The following is a 19,237-nucleotide window of genomic DNA, read 5'->3' as shown; positions in this document are numbered from 1 at the left end:
TGTCGGCGCAGGCTCACCTGCAACCCGGAGGTGGCACATGAACGACCGCATCGAGAAACGCATCAAGCTGAAAGCGCCGGTATCGCGCGTGTGGCATGCGCTGACCGACCACCGCGAATTCGGCGCATGGTTCCGCGTTGCCCTGTCAGGGCCGTTCGAACCCGGCGGGGAATCCATCGGCCACATCACCTGGCCCGGTTACGAGCACATCGTCTGGCGCGCCGTGGTGCAGGCGATGGAACCGGAGCGGCTGTTCAGCTTCACCTGGCATCCCTACGCCATCGACCCGGACGTGGACTACTCCGCCGAGCCGCCGACCCTGGTCGAGTTCCGTCTCGAACCGTACGGCGACGGCACCGTGCTGACCCTGGTCGAGTCGGGTTTCGCCGGCATCCCGGCCGGTCGCCGCGCCGACGCGTTCCGCATGAACGACGACGGCTGGGGCATCCAGGTGGAGAACATCCGCCAGCATCTCGAAGGCAATGCCACCGCAGCCGGCCATGGCGGCTAGCGCACAGGCGCGCCTGGCGCGGCGGTCGCCGCGGGCGGCCACGATGTTCGCCGCGCTCGGCGACCCCACGCGGCTGGCGCTGGTGGTCCGGCTGTGCGACGGCTCGCGTCGGTCGATCACCCAGCTCTGCGACGGCCAGTCGCTGACCCGGCAGGCGATCAGCAAGCACCTACGCGTACTCGAGGATGCCCGCGTCGTGCGCAGCGAGCGCACAGGTCGCGAAAGCCTGTACGCGCTCAACCCGCAGCCGATCGGGGAACTGCGCGACTACATCGACCTCGTATCGAGCCAGTGGGACGACGCGCTGGCGCGGCTGAAGGCGTTCGTGGAGGAATGAGCCGGCGGCTCAGCTGGTATGGTCCAGGATGATCTTCCAGCCGTCGACGGTATTCTCCCACAACAGCGAGAACACGCCATCGTCCTGGGCCACCTCGCCGTGCGCCGCGCGGTCGAGGTGGAAGCGGCCGGTCACCGCGGCATAGCGCACCTCGCCGTCGGCGCCGGGCAACAGGCGCACGTCCAGTCCGGAGAACGTGAGCCGGCCCATCTGCGCCGGGTTCGCGTAGTGCTTGCGGTAGCCGTCGAGGATCGTGCGATAGCCCTTGCGCACGCTGCTGCCGACAAAGGTGGTGTCGGCTGCGTCCTTGTAGCCGCGCATGTAGTCCGCCACGTCGCCGCGGTTCCACGCCGCCGCCTGCTGCGCCATCACCTGGCGGATCGCGGCGGCATCGTCGCCCGCCGCCCGGGCCGGAGCGGCAGCCCCCGAACCGGCCATCGTCGCGAGCAACCCGCACAGGAGGAAGAATCTTCGCCGGTTCATCGCGTACTCCGCTGCGGGTAATGGCCGGATGGAATTCCGGAGCAAGGTTGCCTTCATCCGCAAGGGTCGACAAGAGCGGGTCGCCACCTTCACGCGGAAATGCAATCTCGTCCGTTTCCATGTCGATCCGGTCCATGCCCGTTCGTCGCACCCATGAAGGCGACCGTTTCGGCCGCCATTCTCCCAAGGAGACAGCCATGTCCTACATCGATGGTTTCGTGATCGCCGTACCCGACGCCAACCGCGACAAGTTCATCGCGCACGCCCGTACCTTCGACGCCATTTTCCTGGAGTTCGGCGCCACGGGGGTGGTGGAGTGCTGGGGCGACAACGTACCCGAAGGCAAGCTCACCGATTTCCGCCGCGCCGTGCAGGCGAAGCCGGACGAATCGGTGGTGTTTTCCTGGATCGAGTGGCCGGACAAGGCCACCCGCGACGCCGGCATGGAGAAAGTCATGAAAGACCCGCGCATGGACGCAGCCGGCAACATGCCGTTCGACGGCAAGCGCATGATCTTCGGCGGCTTCATGCCGGTCGTGAGCCTGCCGGCGTAGCCACGACCTCCATTCCCGTACCGTCCGTTCGTCCCGCGGGACGAGGGCCCATCTTTTTGCCACGGAAGCCACCATGACCACCAACACCCTTCGTTTCCACCGCGTGCTGCGCGCGCCGCCCGCGCGCATCTATCGCGCCTTCCTCGACGCCGACGCCATCGCCAAGTGGCTGCCGCCGAACGGCTTCACCTGCAAGGTGCACCAGCTCGACGCACGGGTCGGCGGCAGCTACCGGATGACGTTCACCAACTTCTCCAGCGGCAACGGCCACAGCTTCGGCGGCACGTACCAGGAGCTGGTGCCGGGCGAGCGCATCAAGTACAACGACCGCTTCGAGGATCCCAACCTGCCAGGCGAGATGACCACCACCATCACCTTGCGCGCCGTGTCCTGCGGCACCGAACTGCAGGTGGTGCAGGAAGGCGTGCCCGAGGCCATCCCGGTCGAGCAGTGCTACCTGGGCTGGCAGGAATCGCTGGTGCTGCTCGGGAAACTGGTGGAAGCGGATATCCCGGACTGACCGGCGCGATGGCCGCGGACACTGGTAATGTCGATGAAGGAACGCCAGCCGCCGGTCGAGGCCGGGAGCGCCTGACCGGCATGCCCGGAAAGCCGGGGCTGCCCGGTTTCGTGCCCATCGTCATGATCGTGAACGGAGCAACGCATGCGCCTGCACATCCTGTCGGACCTGCACCTGGGCGTGCACGGCATGCCGCCGCCCGCAGTGGCGGCGGATGCAACGATCCTTGCCGGCGACATCCGGCGCCCGGCGTCCGACGCGATGCAGTGGGCGGCCGGCCTGGGGCGGCCGGTACTGTACGTCCCCGGCAATCACGAGTTCTACGGCGGCTCGATCCCGGAGGTGCGCCAGGCTCTGGCCCGAAGCGCCCGCGAACACGGCGTCCGGCTGCTGGATCAGGCTGTGCAGGTGATCGATGGCGTGCGCTTCGTGGGCGCGACGCTGTGGACGGACTTCGCGCTGTTCGGCGCCGAAAACAAGAGCCTCGCAATAACGCAGTCGGCAAGGCTCATGCGCGACTTCGCCGTCATCCGCAACGCCGACGGCAGCGTGTTCACCCCGGCCGACGCCTGCGCGCTGTTCGCCGAACAATACGCATGGCTCACCGCCGCGCTGGATGAACCCTTCGCCGGGCCGACCGTAGTCGTCACCCACCATGCGCCGACCCCGCGCAGCGTGCATCCGCGCTTTGCCGATTCGCCGGTCAGCGCCGCCTTCGTGTCCGACTGCAGCGCGCTGATGGGCCGCGCCGCGCTGTGGATCCACGGCCACACCCACGACAGCTTCGACTACAACGTGAACGGCACCCGCGTGGTGTGCAACCCGCGCGGCTACGGCTCCGACGGCGTAAACGAGAACCCGCATTTCGACCCTTGCCTGTGCATCGAGGTGGCGGCAGGCCGATAACGGGCGCGATGCGGCGGCGCCGTGTCGATCCGCACGGCCGCCGTTCGTCGGTAACAGGAAGAGCCGCTTCCCCGACCGACCCAGGAGCACCAGCATGATGAGCAAGAGCACGATCTGCCTCTGGTACGACGGCGCCGCGCTGGAGGCGGCGACGTTCTACGCCAGTACGTTCCCGGACAGCGCCGTGGGCGCCGTCCACCGTGCACCGGGCGACTATCCGGCGGGCAAGCAGGGTGATGTGCTGATGGTCGAGTTCACGGTCATGGGCATCCCGTGCCTGGGCCTGAACGGCGGACCCGGAGTCCCGCACACCGATGCGTTCTCGTTCCAGGTGGCGACCGACGACCAGGCCGAAACCGACCGCCTTTGGAACGCCATCATCGACCACGGCGGCCAGGCCAGCGCCTGCGGCTGGTGCAAGGACAAGTGGGGCCTGTCGTGGCAGATCACCCCGCGCGCCCTGACGGCCGCGGTCACCGACCCCGATCCCGCCGCCGCCAAGCGCGCATTCGAGGCGATGATGACGATGACGAAGATCGACATCGCCGCGATCGAGGCCGCCCGGCGCGGCTGACGCTGGCCGCTGTCGGTCGCTGCAGCGACTCCCGAAAAATTTTCGTCGTTCCTGCGAAGGCAGGAACCCAGCGCCTTCAGGCATTGGGTTCCGAAGGCACCGGATCCCGCCTTGACCAGCCTTCGGCTGCTGCAGAACACCTCGCTGGAATGACGAACAGATAACCGGATTCCCGATATCCCCCGCAGGCAAACAAGGAGCAGGGTCGCCTGTTCGAAAAGTGCACGCTGCCTCTGTATCCGCGACACGCCATTCCCTGGAGCCTTCCCATGCCCCCCACCATCACCGCCTTCGAAAGCTCGCCCGACCGCGGCCAGGGCCTTGCGCGCGACATGCGCGTGCGCTGGGCGCTCGAGGAAGCGGGCCAGCCCTACAACGTTCGCCTTGTTTCGTTCAAGGCGATGAAGGAGCCCGCGCATCGCGCGCTGCAACCGTTCGGGCAGATCCCCACCTACGAGGAAGACGGGCTCGTCCTGTTCGAGTCGGGCGCCATCGTGCTGCACATCGCCCAGCACCACGCGGGCCTGCTGCCGGACGAGGCGAACGCCCGGGGACGCGCGATCAGCTGGATGTTCGCCGCGCTCAACACGGTGGAGCCGCCCATCATCGAGCTGCAAATCGCCAAATTCCAGGAAAGCGACAAGCCCTGGACCGCGGAACGCCTGCCGCTGATCAAGGACCGCATCCGCGGCAGGCTGGGCGAGCTTTCCGTCCGCCTCGGCGACGCCGAGTGGCTCGACGGCGCGTTCAGCGCGGGCGACCTCATGATGGTGCACGCGCTGCTCCGGCTGAGGCCCTCGGGCATGCTGGACGAGTACCCGAACCTCGCCGCCTATGTCGCCCGCGGCGAAGCAAGACCCGCGTACAAGCGTGCCTTCGCCGCCCAACTGGCGGTGTTCACCGGCAAGCCACCGGCCGGCTGACAAGGCCCGTTCCGGGCTGCGGATTCAACAGATCCGCGACACCGGGACTTCGCCCACTTTAGCCCCCTTGTTGGTGGACGGCAGACCCTAGCGCGCGCGGCAATGGCGATCGATGTACTCGGCCTGGGTCGGCATCGCCGTCGCGACCTGCTCCATCACCTGTCGCAGCTCGGCCAGCCGGCTCGGCGCGTCGACGGTGGTGCGCAGGTCCACCAGCGGGTCGTAGCGCGCGGGCCAGACTTCCTGGCCGATCATCACCGCCAGCCAGTTCGGGTTCTGGAACAGCTCCAGCGGCTCGGCCACGGTGCGGCCGCAACTGCGGAACTGGTCGAGCTTGTATTGCAGCGTGTCGGGAATCGCCATCGCGCGGCAGTCGCGCCACAGCGGGGCGTCGTCGCGCGTCGTGGCGTGGTAGTGCAGGATCAGGAAGTCGCGGATGCGCTCGTGCTCGGCATGCGTGAGACGGTTGAATTCGCGCGCGGCCAGCGGATCGAAGTCGCGGTCGGGGAACAAGGCCAGGAGGCGCGACAGGGACGACTGCACCAGGTGGATGCTGGTCGACTCCAGCGGCTCCATGAAGCCTGCGGCGAGGCCCAGCGCCACGCAGTTGCGGTTCCAGGCAAGCCGCCGCCGCCCGGTGACGAAGCGCAGCAGCCGCGGTTCCGCCAGCGCCTCGCCCTCGAGCCTGGACAGCAGCAGCGCGGTCGCCTCGTCGTCGCCGATGTAGCGGCTGCCGTAGACCAGCCCGTTGCCCATGCGATGCTGCAGCGGGATGCGCCACTGCCAGCCCGCCGCGTGTGCCGTGGCGCGGGTGTACGGCACCGGCGCCTCGCCATGCGTGCTCGGCACGGCCACCGCGCGGTCGCACGGCAGCCACTGGTCCCAGCTCTCGTAGCCGGTCTTCAGGGTGCCCTCGATCAGCAGGCCGCGGAAACCGGAGCAGTCGATGAACAAGTCGGCCTCCAGCACCGCGCCACCGGCGAGCGTCACCGATTCGATGAAGCCGTCGTCCGCGCGCAGCGTGACGTCCACCACCTTGCCCTCGGTACGCACCACGCCGCGCTGCTCGGCGTAGCCGCGCAGGAAGCGCGCGTACAGGGCGGCGTCGAAATGGTAGGCGTAGTCGAACGTAGACTGCACGTGCTGGCGCCCGCCCGACGGCCGCTCGAACCGGCCCTTGCGCGCGGCCACCCAGGCGTAGGCGTAATCCTGCAATGGCGTGGTGTCGCCGCGGGCGCGCTCGCGCAGCCAGTACTGGTGCAGCGGCACCGCGTCGAACGGCATACCGATCTGCCCGAAGGGATGGAAATAGCGATGCCCCAGGCTGCTCCAGTCGACGAACTCGATGCCGAGCTTGAACGTGCCCTGGGTGGCGGCGACGAACGCGTTCTCGTCGATGCCGAGGGTCTGGTTGAACAGCTTGATTGGCGGCAACGTCGCCTCGCCGACGCCGATGGTGCCGATTTCGTCGGACTCCACCACGTCGATGCGGCAGTTGCCCTGCAGCCCCCTCGCCAGCGCGGCGGCGGCCATCCAGCCAGCCGTGCCCCCTCCAACGATAACGATGCGGCGGATACGGCGGTCGGTCATGGGACGAAGGCGGTAGCGGGCGGGAATGCCCGTGCATCTTTACCGGAAGCAGGGAGACCCGCAAACCCCGGGGCCGTCGAATCGGCCTCTATCAGCCTTGTTGCGACAGCTTCCGCAAATCGTCCTTGGCTCCTTTTTCCGGAACCGGGCCAGAGCCACCTCCTTTAAAGACCCTAAGTGGCTCTGACCCAGTCAGTTTGTGCCGGCATAAAGTACGAACCGGCAGGCGATCGCCATGACTTCCGGCTACTGGTAGGTTGGATGCTGCCGAACGACGTACGGCGCTCCGCTCGAGAGCAAACGCGCGGGCAGCGCGAGGTAGGTGGCCCGCTCCTCGCGCACACCGGGTTTCGTGCCACGCTGTGGCTTCAGCCCCTGCGCATTCACGTCGCCGATGATGTCGCGCAGCTTCTCCACGTCGCGGACGATGGCGTCGCCCATGATCGACAGCGTGGCGTCGGACAACTCGGCGTGATCGGTGCAGGTCACCACGTTGCCAAGGGCCCGAAGGCTGCTCAGCAGCAGGTTGATCTCGTCGATCTGATCCAGGGTGACGCCGAAGAGGAAGCGGTTGCCGGCCTCATCCATCATCGCCCCGGCAACCTCCGGTTCTGCGGCTTCCGTGCAAGCCTCCGCTTCCGCATCGGCCTCGCCTGCTGCCGCCCTGTCGCCACGCTCGGCCGGCCAGGAGAGTTCGTCCAGCACCTGGGCGATCTGCTCCTCCAGCAATTCCAGGCAGATCGCCACCTCGCCCGGGCGGATCTCCGCGAACCACTCCTTTGCCTCGTCCGCCATGCGCGGTCGCGCCAGGTTGGCCAGGAACTCCACATACTCGCGGAGCTTTTTCAGCCGCAACTGGCTGTCCTCCGGCACAAAATAGCCCATCGCTTCCAGATCATCCGAATCGATCGTCGACATGTTCGCCTCCTGGTTCCATGAAGTGCCCATCTGAAGGGGCCAGCATCGGCTTCTACAACCCTTCCTCGAAGAAGTACGCCCTGGCTCCTGTTTCTGTATCTCGCACAGCAAGCACAATGCAATCAAAAAGTGCCATTGTCAACAACCAAAAATAGCATATTCACAAGCGCACGTGCGCAACAATGGACCGCACCTGCCAAACGTCGCCATGCGCAAGCACCGGGGACGATGCGACAACAGGAATTCGGATGGCCGCACCCTACGAGGACTTCGCGGATCGCCTGCGCAAGGCGCTGGACCGGACCGGTTTCGTACAGGGACGCGGAAGAACCAGCGCTCTGGCGGATCGCTACGCCGTGTCGAGGGAAACCGCCCGCAAATGGCTCACGGGCCTTGCACTGCCTGAACTCTCTCGCATCATCGAGCTAGCCAAGGAATTCGACATCAGCCTCGAATGGCTGGCCACCGGTCGCGGCCCCATGCCGCTGGGCGTGGGAGAAACCCGCGCCGTCTATCGGCGGCTGACCGAAAGCGAGGGCCGCCTGCTCGATGCATTCCACAAGCTGCCCGAGCCCAAGCGGCAGTTGCTGGTGAAGTTCCTCTCCTGAAAAACGGGAGGTTGGACGCGATCAGCGGCTCCACCTCGACGACAGCACCTCGGCCTTCGACTTCTTCATGCCGGGCTCCTCGGTGGGTCAGCCAGTCGCGGAGGCGGAATATGTCCGGCGTTTTCCAGTGCCGCCCGTTGCGGCCGTTGCACGATGGGCTCGATGTGGCGGCACCCACGAAAGCCGTCGCCGGCACAGCAGGTCGAGCAGGCACCAGGCGAATCTGTCAGCAAGCTTGCAGGCGGCGGCAACGCGGCCTAGAGTAAGGTATCCTTACATACGGCCCGACCCATGCTCGCCAAGCTCACCAGCAAGAACCAGTTGACGCTGCCCAAGGCTGCGGTCGAAGCCGCCGGCAACGCCGAGTATTTCGAGGTGGAAGCACGCGCCGGGCAACTGGTGCTGACACCCGTGCGCATCCAGCGCGCCGACGCCGTGCGCGCCAAGCTCGCCGCGCTTGAGCTTGGCGACGAGGATCTCGCCGCGGCGGTCGCCTGGGCGCGCCAGGCCGGTCCGGCGCGCCACGCTGCTCATGTCGCCGAACTGCGAGGCCGCTACGACGCGAAACCGCCGCGCACGGGCAAACCCGCGCCGCGGCGCAAGCCGTGAGTCCGCCAACACGCCGGACACCGCGCTGGGTACTCGACACCAACGTCGTGCTGTCGGCGCTGATCCGTCCCGGCGGCGTCAGCGGCCGCCTGCGTCTCGCCTGGCAGGCGGCACTCTGCGTGCCGCTGGCCAGCCGTGCTACCGCCGCCGAGCTGATCCGCGTGCTCGCCTATCCCAAGTTCAAGCTGACGCCCGGCGAACAGCACGACCTCCTCGCCGACTACCTGCCGTGGACGGAGACCTTCCGCATCCCCGACCCGCCGCCACGCACGCCGCCGTGCCGCGACCCGCACGACCTGCCGTTCCTGCAACTCGCGCTCGCCGCGAAAGCCGATGCGCTGGTCCCCGGCGACGCCGACCTGCACGTGCTCGCACCGCTGCGCGGCCTCGCCATCCTCACGCCGGCGCAGGCGATCGAGCAGCTGTCGTCGTAGGCGTTCGACGGCGACCAGGCCATCCACCATTTTCGAAATCCGGGCAGAGCCGGTGGCTTCGCTCTCGGCCAATCGAATGAACCCACCCACGTTTCCACATGACATCCATTACGACATGTCGGGTATATAAATCCGTTACCAGGCAATGCCAGAAGCGCCATTAATCCAAAAGCGATGGATTACAAAATACAGCCCTATTCCTACAGATTTTCTTTTTCTTCCCGATTATTATCGTAACCGCCACGGCGCAATAGCTGTCGGCCGGAGAAAACCCGCAAGACTAAAGCAGCGCGGGCCGCATGGGCAGCAACCCATACGACCCGCTGACCACAACCAACTTACTAGGAGTTGATCATGGCTAAGCCCGATCATACGGCAGTCGCACCCGACGCGCGCATCCCCACCAACCCGCTCTCGCGCCCCTACTGGACTCTCGCCGAAGCCGGCTTCGGCCAGCACGACGCCGCCACCCTGGCCGGCATCACCACCGCCATCCGCGCCCTCGCCCGCGTGCTCGCCAACAGCGAAGCCTTCCGCGACATCCAGGCCAACTGCCAAACCATCGACCCCGGCTGCAGCCCCCTCGACGTCCCCACCACCGAAGGCCTCTTCGCCGCCCTGTACTTCCTCAGCGAACAGGCCGAACGGCTCAGCCAGCTGCCGCTGCCCACGCTGCTCCACACGAGCGACATGCCGCACTGAGTCCGGAACGGACCTTTACAGAGTAAGGAAAGTGTCTGGGACAATTTGAGCAACGTGGTCGCCCGTCGAAAATGGCCTCAACACTTTCCCCCTTAGGATCACGCCGCCTGAATCACAAATTCGCTGGCCTTAGCCACCGGACGCACAGTCCGCAGCTCCCGCTGCATCTCGACCAGGCCATATCGCTCCATCGTCTTGAGCGTCCGCGAAAGATTGCTGGGTGCGCGCCCGGTGAACTCCGCAAGCTGGCTCAATGATTCCGGCTTCTGCTCCCTGATCACGCGCAGCAACGCGCGGTTGTCGTCGGACAACACTTCGGCCAGCGAGCGCATGGAGGTGAACCATATCTTCGGCTCGTCGGGGCGCGGCCGGTGATCGCCGCGCGCAATGGCCAACGCGCGGGCGCGAATGGCTTGCTGGGATGCGATGCCGATGATCATTTTCTTCATGACTTCATTGCCTCAAGTACGCGATCGACTTCGTTGAAGAAATCTTCGAGCAACTGCTGCGGGTTGGTGAATTCGTACGGCACGCCCTTGTCGCGGGCATGACGATGGCGATGGTCATAGGCTAGACGCCGACCTGCATAACGCTTGCGCTTCGGCGGCTTGACGGCATGTGCATTGTCGAAACCAAGCAGCCGCGTGCCGTAGCGATCATGCAGTGTCAGCGCATAGCGCACGCCGTGCGGCACATGCTCATTCATCTCGATACGCCATGCCTCGATCTTGATCCAGTAACCGTTGCCTTGGTCGTAGATCTCGCCGTTGAGCAACAGCAGCGTTTCCAGTCCCACATCTTCCGTTGACATGACTATATATCATCCGATGATAAATTTAGTTATTCCGCCAAGCCCTTGAGCCACTGGATCCCAGTTTGCGCTGGGATGACGATCGAAGCGGGGCGCTGCAGCCTGCCGATCAAACCATCGGCAACCTCAACCCCTGCTCCTTCGCACACTCGATAGCGACGTCATACCCCGCATCCGCATGCCGCATCACCCCGGTCCCCGGGTCGTTCCACAACACCCGCGCAATCCGCTTGTCCGCCGCCTCGGTACCATCGCACACGATCACCACGCCGGAATGCTGCGAGTAGCCCATCCCCACCCCGCCGCCATGATGCAGCGACACCCACGTCGCCCCACCGGCCACGTTCAACATCGCGTTGAGCAGCGGCCAGTCGGACACCGCATCGCTACCGTCCTTCATCGCCTCGGTCTCGCGGTTCGGTGATGCGACCGAGCCGGAATCCAGATGATCGCGGCCGATCACCACCGGCGCCTTCAGCTCGCCGTTGCGCACCATCTCGTTGAACGCGAGGCCCAGCCTGTCGCGCAGCCCCAGCCCCACCCAGCAGATGCGCGCCGGCAAGCCCTGGAAGCTGATGCGTTCCCTGGCCATGTCAAGCCAGCGGTGCAGGTGTTTGTCGTCGGGGATGAGTTCCTTGACCTTGGCGTCGGTCTTGTAGATGTCTTCCGGGTCGCCGCTCAGCGCGGCCCAGCGGAACGGGCCGATGCCGCGGCAGAACAGCGGGCGCACGTAGGCGGGCACGAAGCCGGGGAAGGCGAAGGCGTTGGCGCAGCCCACGTCCTTGGCCATCTGGCGGATGTTGTTGCCGTAGTCGAAGGTGGGGATGCCCTGCGCGTGGAACGCGAGCATCGCGTCCACGTGGGTCTTCATCGACAGTTTGGCGGCGCGCGCGGTTCCTTCCGGATCGCTCTTGCGCCGCTCGAACCACTGCTCGACCGTCCAACCCTGCGGCAGGTAGCCGTTGACCGGGTCGTGCGCGCTGGTCTGGTCGGTGACGGCGTCGGGGCGCACGCCGCGGCGCACGAGTTCCGGCAGCACGTCGGCGGCGTTGCCGAGCAGTGCGATGGATTTCGCTTCGCCGGCGGCGGTGTACTTCGCGATGCGCGCCAGCGCGTCGTCGAGGTCGGTCGCCTGTTCGTCGACGTAGCGGGTCTTCAGGCGGAAGTCGATGCTCTTCTGCTGGCATTCGATGTTGAGGCTGCAGGCGCCGGCGAGCGTGGCGGCCAGCGGCTGCGCGCCGCCCATGCCGCCGAGGCCGGCAGTGAGGATCCAGCGTCCCTTGAGTGAGCCGTGGTAGTGCTGGCGGCCCATCTCCACGAACGTCTCGTAGGTGCCCTGCACGATGCCCTGCGAGCCGATGTAGATCCACGAGCCGGCCGTCATCTGGCCGTACATCATCAGGCCCTTCTTATCGAGCTCGTTGAAATGCTCCCAGGTGGCCCAGTGCGGCACCAGGTTGGAGTTCGCGATCAGCACGCGCGGCGCGTCGGCATGCGTGCGGAACACGCCGACCGGCTTGCCGGACTGCACCAGCAGCGTCTCGTCGTCGTTCAGTTCGCGCAGCGATTTCAGGATCGCGTCGAAGCACTCCCAGTTGCGCGCGGCGCGGCCGATGCCGCCGTACACCACCAGCTCCGCCGGGTTCTCCGCCACCTCGGGGTCGAGGTTGTTCTGCAGCATGCGGAACGGCGCCTCGCTGAGCCAGCTCTTGCAGCTGAGCGTGCTGCCGCGCGGCGCGCGGATGGTGCGGGTGGTGTCGATGCGGGTGGGTGCGTTCATGGCGATCTCGCGGAACTGGATAAAACCCGATTGTGGCGAGCGCCTCCCCGCGTGGAAAGGGGCGCTGCCGCATGGCGATGGAAAAACCTGCGTACAGACAAGCACCGGACTTCGCGCCGATCGTCACCGGAGATCGCCATGCTGCCGGACCGACGCGATTTCCCGAAGCTTGCCCGACCGGGTACAACGGTCGCCGGCGTGGCGCCGGTTGCCGCTTGGCCGGTACCGCCCGGCATTGGGGTCTGCGTCGACCTGCTTTCGTCCGTCCACCCTGCCGCCGGCACCACCTCCGCCGGCGCCGCGGAGGCGGTCGGCCAGCACTGGGTCCGCAGCGGTCCGCACCTGATGATCTTCGGCGCGGATGCAGCGTTCTACGACACGCGCGACACCGGATACGACGGTGCCGTACGTGATGTAGGCCGGTACGCCTTACCAGCACCTGATGGTGCCTGCGCACTGAGAGGTTGTGACTATTCAACCTCGAAGCCCTGCCATGGCGAGGGCATGGCGAGGGCATGGATGCCCGAGTGGAGGCCACGCAGGAGCGGTTGCCCGATGCCCGAGTGGAGGCAACGCAGGAAGCAGTTGCCCGATGGCCGGACGCGGATCGGGCACGCAGGCGCCTGATTCGCGTGAGCGAGTCCGGACAAATCCGTCAGGAACGGATTTGAACAGCCGCAGGCTGGCCCGCAGGGTGCATGCCAGGATGGCATGCATACATGTGCCGGACTCGCGACAGAAGAAAACCACAGGAGGTGGTTTTCTTCACAAGCTCTGAGCCGCTGCGGGCGTGGCGTACGCCATTGATGTCCGAAAACGGCGAGTCGCGTCGCCGCCCTGCTGCTAACCTGCGGGCATGAGCGACCTCCATGCCGGCACCCTGCCCGACCCGCGCATCTGCGAGCAGGCCCGACTCAGCCGCGACGCGCGCTTCGACGGGCTGTTTTTCACCGCGGTGAGCAGCACCGGAATCTACTGCCGGCCGGTGTGCCCGGCGCCGACGCCGAAGCGCGAGAACGTGCATTACTACGCGAACGCGGCCGCCGCGGAAGCGGCCGGCTTCCGGCCGTGCCTGCGTTGCCGGCCGGAACTCGCGCCTGGCAACGAGCAGTGGCAGCGCGGCGATCATGTCGTGGCGCGTGCGCTGAAGCTGATCGAGGCCGGCGCGCTGGCGGAGCAGTCGCTGGACGAGCTGGCGGCGCGCGTCGGGATCGGCGCGCGGCAATTGCGCCGGCTGTTCGTCGAGCGCATCGGCGCGCCGCCGGTCAGCGTGCACACGACGCGCCGGCTGCTGTTCGCGAAACAGCTGCTGACGGAGACCGCGCTGCCGGTGACGGAAGTCGCGCTCGCGTCCGGCTTCCGCAGCCTGCGCCGGTTCAACGCGGCGTTTGCGCAGGCGAACCGCGTGGCGCCACGCGAACTGCGCCGGCACCCGCGCGCGGCGGCCGGCGCGCCGCTGCTGCTGCGGCTCGGCTATCGGCCGCCGTACGACTTTCCGGGCCTGCTCGCGTTCCTGCGCACGCGCGCGCTGCCGGGCGTGGAACTCGTCGACGAAGGCAGCTACGCGCGCGTGTTCGGCCCGGTGGATGCGCCGGGCTGGCTGCGGCTCAGTGCGTGGCCCGGCGGCGAGCACACGCTGCGGCTGCAGCTGCATTGTCCGCAGCCGAAGCGGCTGCTCGGCGTGGTGACGACGCTGCGGCGCATGTTCGATCTGGACGCAAACCCGCAGGCGATCGCGGACACGTTCCGCCGCGACGCCGTGCTCGGCCCGCTGGTCGCCCGCCACCCCGGCCTGCGCCTGCCCGGCGGCTGGGACGGTTTCGAGATCGCGGTGCGCGCGATCCTCGGCCAGCAGATCAGCGTGGCGGCGGCACGCACGCTGGCGACGCGCATCGTGCAACGCTGGGGCGAACCGCTGCCGGTCGCGCCGTTGCCGGAGCTGGAGCGGCTGTTCCCGACGCCGGCCGCACTGGCGCAGGCGGACCTGCGCGAGGTCGGCCTGACGGCGGCGCGCGCGGCGACGATCAGCGGCATGGCGCAGGCGCTGCTGGACGGCCGGGTGGATTTCAGCACGGGGCAATCGCTGGACGCGTTCGTGGCGCGCTGGGTCGCACTGCCCGGCATCGGCGAATGGACGGCCCACTACATCGCAATGCGCGCGCTGGGCGACCCGGACGCGTTCCCGGCGGCGGACCTGATCCTGCGCCGCGAAGCGGCGCCTGGCGCCGCACCGCTCGGCACGAAAGCCCTGACCGAACGCGCGGATGCGTGGCGCCCATGGCGCGCGTACGCGGTGATCCATTTGTGGCGCGTCGCCTCGCAGGCGTTGTCGCCGGCACGCCAGAAAAAACCGGAGGCGATCGCATGACCAACCCGCCCGACACGATCTACTACGACGAGATGGACAGCCCGGTCGGCACGCTGCGCCTGGTCGCGGACAGCCGCGGCCTGCGCCAGATCTGGTTCGAGCGCGAACGCCATCCGAAGCAGGCGCACCCCGGCTGGGTCCGCGCGGCCGCACCGTTGAAGTTCGCCCGCGTGCAGCTGCAGGAATATTTCGCCGGCGAACGCCAGCACTTCGAGCTGCCGCTGCACCCCGTCGGTACGACATTCCAGTTGGAGGTCTGGCACGAGTTGGGGCGGATACCGTACGGCGTCACGATCAGTTACGGCGAACTGGCCCGGCGCATCGACAAGCCGCTGGCGGTGCGCGCGGTCGGCGCCGCGAACGGGCGCAACCCGCTGCCGATCGTGTTGCCGTGCCATCGGGTGATCGGCGCGGACGGCAGCCTCACCGGCTTCGGCGGCGGCCTGCCGACGAAACGCTACCTGCTGAACCTGGAACAGCGCATCGCGCACGGCGACCTGTTCGGCTGAGACTCTGCCCGTGCCGCTCCTGTAGGGCGGGCACTGCCCGCCGGCTCTTGCCGCTGCGTGGTATCAAGGCAGAGCGCAAGCGGCGGGCGGTGCCCGCCCTACATAAGTGATGCGAGTCTCCTCGCATCGCCGGGACGATCGATCAACCGCCGTTCTGCTTCGGCACCGGCAACGCCGGCGGTACCACCCGCGGCAGGTTCGCCGCGGCGCGCTCGCGATCTAGCAGGTCCTGTTCCCTGGCGCGATCGCGATCGCGGCGTGCCTGGTCGGCCTGGTCGAGCTGGCTGCGGGCGCGCGCGTCTTGCGCCATCGGGCGCTTCGCGTTGTCCGACACGCCCTGCTGCAACTGCTGCTGCAGCTGGCTCTTCTGCAGTTCGTCGCGCGCCTGCTGCTGTTGCGCATCCTGCTGGAACCGCACACTCGGCGGCACCGGCCGGATCACCGGCTGCGTGCCGGACTGTTGCCAGGCACAGGTGGCGGCCAGCGGCGCAAGTGCCAGCACGCCGGCCAGCAGCGTGCGCAGCAACGGGAAATGCCTGGCGAGTCGTGTAATGGTCATGACGGTGCACGATCATGCGGAGATAGTTTGAATACATCGTAAGGTTCGCTGCATGAAAATCCTGTTTCGCCTGCTGCTGGGTTCCCTGGTGACACTCGGCGCCGGCTGCGCCGCGCAACACGCGGCCCGCGACACCACCGCCCCCGTCGCCAGCGCCGAACCGGCGCCGCTGCTGCTGGTCTCGATCGACGGCTACCGCCACGACTACCTGCAACGCGGGCACAGCCCGACCCTGGCAATGCTGGCGCAGGGCGGCGTGCAGGCCGCCTCGATGCAGCCGGCGTTCCCCTCGCTGACCTTTCCAAACCACTACACCCTCGTCACCGGCCTCACCCCCGACCACCACGGCGTGGTCAACAACACCATGTTCGACCCGCAGCTCGGCAAGTTCTCGCTGGGCAGCCGCAAGGCGGTCAGCGACGGTCGCTGGTGGGCCGAGGGCACGCCAGTCTGGGAAACCGCCGACCGGCACGGCGTGCGCACCGCCACCATGTTCTGGCCTGGCTCGGAAGCGGACATCCACGGCCATCACCCGGATTACTGGAAGCCGTTCGACGGCAGCGTAACGGCCGGCGAGCGGGTGGACCAGGTGCTGGCCTGGCTGGACCTGCCGGCCGCCGAGCGGCCGCGCTTCCTCACCCTGTACTTCGATGAGGTCGATCACGCCGGGCATGTCCACGGCCCGGACTCGCCCGAGGTGGAGGTGGCGCTGCGCGGCACCGACGCGGCGCTGGCCCGGCTGGTGCACGGCCTGAAGCAACGCGGCCTGTTCGAGCGGATCAACCTGATCGTGCTGTCCGACCACGGCATGGCCGGGGTGCCGGAATCGAACAGCGTGATGATCGACGAACTGGTCCCGCTCGACCGCGTGCAGACGGTGAGCATGGGCATCCTGGCCGGCTTCAACCCGACGTCGGACAGTGCGCAGGCGCGCGCCGATTTCGCGAAGGTCGAGCAGACCCTGGAGCAGCCGCACCCGCACATGCAGTGCTGGGACAAGACCCGCGTGCCGGCGCGGCTGGCCTACGGCAAGAACCCGCGCGTGCCGCAGCTGCTGTGCCTGGCGAACGTGCACTGGCGCATCACCACCAGCGACTACGCGGCGAAGCGCAAGGGCCGGCTGAGCCTGGGCGAGCACGGCTACGACAACGCCGAGCCGCTGATGCAGGCGCTGTTCGTGGCGCACGGCCCCGCGTTCCGCGCCGGCGCGAAGGTGCCGGCGTTTCCGAACGTGGACGTCTACCCGCTGATGACCCGCCTGCTCGGCCTCCCCGCCGCCGCGAACGACGGCGACTACGACGCGGTGAAGGACATGCTGAAACCCGCGTCGCGCTGAAGCTTTTCTCCCTCCCCTGCACGCAGGGGAGGGGAGGGGTGGGGTGCTTTTTGCTCGGACTTCAGATCAAGAGCTTTACCCCCTCCCTGCCTCCCCCTGCCAGCAGGGGAGGAGCAGAGCGCTCCTACCCCATCGCGCCCTTGCTCATCGGCGTGGGCGGCGTGGCCACGTCGACCAGTGGCTTCAGCCGCACCAGGCCCAACGCGATCAGCAGGCCGGCCAGCACCAGCGCGCCGGTGAACAGCGCCACCCCGCTCCAGCCGTGCGACGCGTAGAACAGGCCGCCGCTGGCGCCGGCGATGCTGGAACCCATGTAGTAGCAGAACAGGTACACCGACGACGCCTGCGCCTTCGCCGCGCCGGCGCGCCGGCCGACCCAGCTGCTGACGATGGAGTGGCCGCCGAAGAAGCCGAACGTGATCGCCACGATGCCCAGGATGATCAGCGGCAGCGGCCGCGCGATGGTCAGCGCCACGCCGGCCAGCATCAGCGCGAACGCGGTCCACAGCACCTTGCGACGCCCGAGCTTGCCGGCCAGGTGACCCATCCACGCCGAGCTGAACGTGCCGATCAGGTAGATCGCGAAGATCAATCCGACCACCGCCTGGCTGAGCCCGTACGGCGGCGCCATCAGCCGGTAGCCGAGGTAGTTGTAGACGGTGACGAACGCGCCGAGCAGCAGGAAGCCTTCGACGAACAGCCACGGCAGCCCGCGGTCGCGGAATATGCCGGCGAGGCGCCCCAGCAGAGTGCGCCAGCGCAGCGGCTGCGCCGTGAAATGCCGCGACGGCGGCAGCGCCCGCCAGAACACCAGCCCGGCCGCCACGCCGATCGCGCCGACCACCGCCACGCCGATGCGCCAGCCGAAGAAGTCGGCCAGCACGCCGGAGATCAGCCGCCCGCCCATGCCGCCGACCGCGCTGCCGCTGATATAGAGGCCCATGCCCAGGCCGATCGATTCGGCGTCCATTTCCTCGCCGAGATACGTCATCGCCACCGCCGGCAGGCCGCTCAGGGTGAGCCCCAGCAGCGTGCGCACCACCAGCAGCGAGCCCCAGGTCGGCATCGCCGCGCTGGCCAGCACCAACAGCGCCGAGGCCAGCAGCGAGGCCGCCATCACCGGCTTGCGCCCCCACGCATCCGATAACCCGCCGGCGAACAGCATCGCGAACGCGAGTACGCCGGTAGTGAGCGACAGCGACAGCGCCGCGCCCGCCTCGCTCACCCCGTAGTGCCGGCTGAACTCCGGCATCAGCGGCTGCACGCAGTACAGCAGTCCGAACGTGGCGAAGCCGGCCGCGAACAGCGCGAGGTTGGTGCGGCGGAACGCGGGCGTGCCGTGGTGGATATACGGCGCCGGCGCCTCGGCCTCGAATGGTCCCGCCGCTTCCGGCGCCACGTCACGCTTCATTCCACTCACCCCGGTGGCTCAACCCGGCAAGGATAGAGCGAGCCGGCCAAACGATGGATGACGCACCAGCGGCTCAGGCGCTGCGGTCGCCGCGCAAGGCGCGCACCTCCTCGCCGTGCCCCGCCGCGCCGCGCCCGCTGAACCAGCCGAACAGCGCGATGCCCACGATGATCGCCAGTGTGCCGAACGCGGCGTCGGGCCAAACGTCGAGCGTGGCACATCGCGCCGCGCCTGCGAAGCATCCGGGCACGGCAACAGCGGAGGACATGCAGAACGCCCGCCGTTGCAGGCGGGCGTTCCGGTCAAACGATGGCGGACGGAAGCCCGCTCAGTTCCAGCGGCCGTTCGCGCCGCCCAGGCTGTAGCGGCCCGCGCCGAGCAGCATGATCGCCAGCGCAGTGCCGAGGAACATGCCCTGCAGCTCCAGCGCCCAGCCGCCGGTGTCGGCCAGCGTGGCCAGCTGGCCGAGGTGCACCAACCCGATCGCCACCAACATGTTGATCACGATGATCAGCGCACCCACCCGCGTCCAGTACCCGATCAGCAGCAGCAGCGGCGCTACCACCTCGCCCACGTACGCCCCGTAGGCCACGAACGACGGCAGGCCGGCTCCGGTCACCACGCCGATGACGTAGCCCGGTCCGTGGATCAGCTTGGACACGCCATGGAACAGGATCAACACACCCAGCACGACACGAAGCACCAGCTTGCCCAGATCGGTAGAAGCTTGCATGGGACTCTCCCCTTGGTGGTTTCGGAAACCGTCGCCGACGACGGCGCGTACGGCCAGTGCA

24 protein-coding genes are annotated in these 19,237 nt (G+C 67.7%); 14 read left to right on the top strand and 10 right to left on the bottom strand.

Annotation, left to right across the window (positions count from 1 at the left end):
* The first annotated feature begins 37 nt into the window (after positions 1-37).
* On the top strand, positions 38-511 hold the full coding sequence (locus AC1Q5A_RS06735) for an SRPBCC family protein (RefSeq protein ID WP_492699529.1): 474 nt from the start codon (positions 38-40) through the stop codon (positions 509-511).
* Entirely contained in the window at positions 501-848 is a 348-nt protein-coding gene (locus AC1Q5A_RS06730; protein WP_492699527.1) for an ArsR/SmtB family transcription factor, read from the top strand. Before AC1Q5A_RS06735 ends, AC1Q5A_RS06730 begins: the two co-directional genes overlap by 11 nt.
* A gap of 9 nt (positions 849-857) precedes the next feature.
* Here AC1Q5A_RS06730 and AC1Q5A_RS06725 read toward each other — a convergent pair whose 3' ends face one another.
* Positions 858-1,331, bottom strand: coding sequence for a YybH family protein (locus AC1Q5A_RS06725; RefSeq protein ID WP_492699525.1), 474 nt, complete (start codon positions 1,329-1,331; stop codon positions 858-860).
* 197 nt (positions 1,332-1,528) lie between these two features.
* On the opposite strand from AC1Q5A_RS06725, the gene AC1Q5A_RS06720 reads away from it, so the two are divergent.
* The 5 genes from AC1Q5A_RS06720 to AC1Q5A_RS06700 all read left to right on the top strand — a co-directional run bounded on the left by AC1Q5A_RS06720 (position 1,529) and on the right by AC1Q5A_RS06700 (position 4,808).
* Positions 1,529-1,885 (top strand): DUF1428 domain-containing protein, encoded by a 357-nt coding sequence (locus tag AC1Q5A_RS06720; RefSeq protein ID WP_492699523.1) that lies wholly within the window; start codon positions 1,529-1,531, stop codon positions 1,883-1,885.
* A gap of 73 nt (positions 1,886-1,958) precedes the next feature.
* On the top strand, positions 1,959-2,405 hold the full coding sequence (locus tag AC1Q5A_RS06715; protein WP_492699522.1) for an SRPBCC family protein: 447 nt from the start codon (positions 1,959-1,961) through the stop codon (positions 2,403-2,405).
* Positions 2,406-2,549: 144 nt separating this feature from the next.
* Complete coding sequence (locus AC1Q5A_RS06710; RefSeq protein WP_492699520.1) at positions 2,550-3,311, top strand: metallophosphoesterase; 762 nt, start codon at positions 2,550-2,552, stop codon at positions 3,309-3,311.
* A 94-nt stretch (positions 3,312-3,405) separates the two neighbouring features.
* Positions 3,406-3,885: a VOC family protein gene (locus AC1Q5A_RS06705; protein WP_492699518.1), complete on the top strand. Its 480-nt coding sequence runs from the start codon at positions 3,406-3,408 to the stop codon at positions 3,883-3,885.
* Positions 3,886-4,154: 269 nt separating this feature from the next.
* Positions 4,155-4,808 (top strand): glutathione S-transferase family protein, encoded by a 654-nt coding sequence (locus AC1Q5A_RS06700; protein WP_492699516.1) that lies wholly within the window; start codon positions 4,155-4,157, stop codon positions 4,806-4,808.
* An 87-nt stretch (positions 4,809-4,895) separates the two neighbouring features.
* Here AC1Q5A_RS06700 and AC1Q5A_RS06695 read toward each other — a convergent pair whose 3' ends face one another.
* Positions 4,896-6,398 carry a tryptophan halogenase family protein gene (locus tag AC1Q5A_RS06695; RefSeq protein ID WP_492699514.1) on the bottom strand — a complete coding sequence of 501 codons (1,503 nt, stop codon included), beginning with the start codon at positions 6,396-6,398 and terminating at the stop codon, positions 4,896-4,898.
* A gap of 246 nt (positions 6,399-6,644) precedes the next feature.
* Positions 6,645-7,316: an XAC0095 family protein gene (locus AC1Q5A_RS06690; RefSeq protein ID WP_492699512.1), complete on the bottom strand. Its 672-nt coding sequence runs from the start codon at positions 7,314-7,316 to the stop codon at positions 6,645-6,647.
* 248 nt (positions 7,317-7,564) lie between these two features.
* On the opposite strand from AC1Q5A_RS06690, the gene AC1Q5A_RS06685 reads away from it, so the two are divergent.
* From AC1Q5A_RS06685 to AC1Q5A_RS06670, 4 genes are all read left to right on the top strand, one after another.
* A complete protein-coding gene (locus tag AC1Q5A_RS06685; protein WP_492699510.1) occupies positions 7,565-7,924 on the top strand; it encodes a helix-turn-helix domain-containing protein in 360 nt (119 codons plus the stop codon).
* A gap of 291 nt (positions 7,925-8,215) precedes the next feature.
* Complete coding sequence (locus tag AC1Q5A_RS06680; RefSeq protein WP_492699508.1) at positions 8,216-8,533, top strand: hypothetical protein; 318 nt, start codon at positions 8,216-8,218, stop codon at positions 8,531-8,533.
* A complete protein-coding gene (locus tag AC1Q5A_RS06675) occupies positions 8,530-8,967 on the top strand; it encodes a putative toxin-antitoxin system toxin component, PIN family (protein ID WP_492699506.1) in 438 nt (145 codons plus the stop codon). Before AC1Q5A_RS06680 ends, AC1Q5A_RS06675 begins: the two co-directional genes overlap by 4 nt.
* Positions 8,968-9,321: 354 nt before the next feature.
* Complete coding sequence (locus AC1Q5A_RS06670) at positions 9,322-9,669, top strand: hypothetical protein (RefSeq protein ID WP_492699504.1); 348 nt, start codon at positions 9,322-9,324, stop codon at positions 9,667-9,669.
* A gap of 98 nt (positions 9,670-9,767) precedes the next feature.
* Here the strand turns inward: AC1Q5A_RS06670 and AC1Q5A_RS06665 are convergent, their stop codons facing one another.
* The 3 genes from AC1Q5A_RS06665 to hutU all read right to left on the bottom strand — a co-directional run bounded on the left by AC1Q5A_RS06665 (position 9,768) and on the right by hutU (position 12,260).
* Positions 9,768-10,118: an HVO_A0114 family putative DNA-binding protein gene (locus AC1Q5A_RS06665; RefSeq protein ID WP_492699502.1), complete on the bottom strand. Its 351-nt coding sequence runs from the start codon at positions 10,116-10,118 to the stop codon at positions 9,768-9,770.
* The gene (locus tag AC1Q5A_RS06660; RefSeq protein ID WP_492699500.1) at positions 10,115-10,480 is read right to left on the bottom strand and encodes a toxin-antitoxin system TumE family protein; all 366 of its coding nucleotides are present in this window, start codon (positions 10,478-10,480) and stop codon (positions 10,115-10,117) included. Before AC1Q5A_RS06660 ends, AC1Q5A_RS06665 begins: the two co-directional genes overlap by 4 nt.
* A 109-nt stretch (positions 10,481-10,589) precedes the next feature.
* Positions 10,590-12,260 (bottom strand): urocanate hydratase, encoded by a 1,671-nt coding sequence (gene hutU / locus AC1Q5A_RS06655; RefSeq protein WP_492699498.1) that lies wholly within the window; start codon positions 12,258-12,260, stop codon positions 10,590-10,592.
* A gap of 856 nt (positions 12,261-13,116) precedes the next feature.
* Here hutU and AC1Q5A_RS06650 point away from each other — a divergent pair.
* Both AC1Q5A_RS06650 and AC1Q5A_RS06645 read left to right on the top strand, forming a co-directional pair.
* Positions 13,117-14,628 (top strand): AlkA N-terminal domain-containing protein, encoded by a 1,512-nt coding sequence (locus tag AC1Q5A_RS06650; protein ID WP_492699496.1) that lies wholly within the window; start codon positions 13,117-13,119, stop codon positions 14,626-14,628.
* Positions 14,625-15,137: a methylated-DNA--[protein]-cysteine S-methyltransferase gene (locus AC1Q5A_RS06645; RefSeq protein WP_492699495.1), complete on the top strand. Its 513-nt coding sequence runs from the start codon at positions 14,625-14,627 to the stop codon at positions 15,135-15,137. Before AC1Q5A_RS06650 ends, AC1Q5A_RS06645 begins: the two co-directional genes overlap by 4 nt.
* Before the next feature lie 142 nt (positions 15,138-15,279).
* Here the strand turns inward: AC1Q5A_RS06645 and AC1Q5A_RS06640 are convergent, their stop codons facing one another.
* The gene (locus tag AC1Q5A_RS06640; RefSeq protein ID WP_492699493.1) at positions 15,280-15,696 is read right to left on the bottom strand and encodes a hypothetical protein; all 417 of its coding nucleotides are present in this window, start codon (positions 15,694-15,696) and stop codon (positions 15,280-15,282) included.
* Positions 15,697-15,748: 52 nt separating this feature from the next.
* Here AC1Q5A_RS06640 and AC1Q5A_RS06635 point away from each other — a divergent pair, with 52 nt between their 5' ends.
* The gene (locus tag AC1Q5A_RS06635) at positions 15,749-17,032 is read left to right on the top strand and encodes an alkaline phosphatase family protein (RefSeq protein ID WP_492699491.1); all 1,284 of its coding nucleotides are present in this window, start codon (positions 15,749-15,751) and stop codon (positions 17,030-17,032) included.
* A 124-nt stretch (positions 17,033-17,156) separates the two neighbouring features.
* Here the strand turns inward: AC1Q5A_RS06635 and AC1Q5A_RS06630 are convergent, their stop codons facing one another.
* The 3 genes from AC1Q5A_RS06630 to AC1Q5A_RS06620 all read right to left on the bottom strand — a co-directional run bounded on the left by AC1Q5A_RS06630 (position 17,157) and on the right by AC1Q5A_RS06620 (position 19,176).
* Positions 17,157-18,443 (bottom strand): MFS transporter, encoded by a 1,287-nt coding sequence (locus AC1Q5A_RS06630; protein WP_492699489.1) that lies wholly within the window; start codon positions 18,441-18,443, stop codon positions 17,157-17,159.
* A gap of 73 nt (positions 18,444-18,516) precedes the next feature.
* Complete coding sequence (locus tag AC1Q5A_RS06625; RefSeq protein WP_492699488.1) at positions 18,517-18,711, bottom strand: hypothetical protein; 195 nt, start codon at positions 18,709-18,711, stop codon at positions 18,517-18,519.
* Positions 18,712-18,771: 60 nt separating this feature from the next.
* On the bottom strand, positions 18,772-19,176 hold the full coding sequence (locus AC1Q5A_RS06620) for a DoxX family protein (protein WP_492699486.1): 405 nt from the start codon (positions 19,174-19,176) through the stop codon (positions 18,772-18,774).
* Positions 19,177-19,237 lie beyond the last annotated feature (61 nt).

It is taken from the genome of Rhodanobacter sp. GW835-FHT13D09, from assembly GCF_058793995.1.
This window is presented reverse-complemented; position numbering and strand designations above follow the sequence as displayed.